This window comes from Oleiphilus sp. HI0125, from assembly GCF_001635355.1.
The window spans coordinates 1-1,228 of sequence record NZ_LWGF01001207.1; the positions used below are offsets into that span (position 1 = coordinate 1).

At 42.8% G+C, this 1,228-nt stretch carries 1 protein-coding gene; it reads right to left on the reverse strand.

The features are described 5' to 3' along the window. Positions 1–273 precede the first annotated feature (273 nt). A partial coding sequence (locus A3762_RS27905; protein ID WP_197469466.1) for an NAD(P)/FAD-dependent oxidoreductase occupies positions 274–1,228 on the reverse strand: 955 nt, incomplete at its 5' end.

Consider the following 1,228-nt stretch of genomic DNA (forward strand, 5'->3'; position numbering starts at 1 on the left):
GCTCGTCGATCACGTCCATTCGTTTGATTACAAGTAGAACGATAGCGACAGATATAGCACCAAAACTCAGTAAAAGAGGTTGTATAAAGCCAGAAAGAAGCAGCCAAAAAACCGCTAACAAGATTGTCCATTTTGCGAGGTACATAGACCTTTATCCTATTTTTATTTGGCCATCGCTTTGCGATAGCTCTCATAAAAGCGGGACAACTCTAACGGGTAAGTTTCTATTTGGAAACTTACCGTTTTCTTAGAATTATAAATTACGAGCTCAAATTATTGCTGTGAATACGAGGCGAATTGAAGGTCTTCATCATTCGGAATACGCATTTCCTTGACCCAGCGCCCCCAAGTATATGGCCATAAAATTGGGTTACCATGCGCATCAAGATACCAACTTGTACACCCGCCAACCCACGCTGTCGCATCGAGACCGTTCTTAACATAGGCGTTAAAGTTTTCTACCGCAATGTTTGTCGGCTCAACGGCATCAAACTTACCACTGCGCCACTGGCTAATGAGCTTCAAAAGGTAATCACACTGTACTTCACTCATCGCGATAACTGAGAAATTACCGATCGGCGTGTTAGGTCCGAGAGTTAAGAAGAAGTTGGGAAACTTGGGTATTAACATAGAGCGGTAAACGCCCACGTTTTCTGCCCACGCATCATTGATATGGGTGTTATCTTTACCAATTAAGTTCATTGGGCGCATATACGCTAGCGGATCAAAGCCTGTAGACAGAACAAGCGTATCTAACTCATGTAACTTACCATCTTTAGTCACGACACCTTTGGGCTCGATATGATCTATTCCTTCAGTAATAAGTGCCGCATTGTCCTTCTGAATCGCCTTATAGAACGTCGTATTGATAATTAAACGCTTACAGCCAACTTGATAGTCGGGACGCAATTTGCGTCTAAGTTCAGGATCTTTAATTGCTAGCTTCAGGTTCAGCTTTACGAAAAACTCCATCAAAAAACGCTGAATTTTATGGCCTGTCACAGCTTTAGTGAAAAAATGCTCGACGAAAAACTTACCACTAGCGCGGCTGATACGATTCAGAGTCGGAAACCTACCTAATAAGCGTTTTACAAAATTAGGAATCGAAAAGTCCTTCAAGGGAAGAATCCATTGAGGCGTACGTTGGAATACGTTTACCTTTGCCCCAGAGTTAATGAGTTCTGGAATACACTGAGCGGCTGTAGAGCCCGTTCCGACAATACCAACA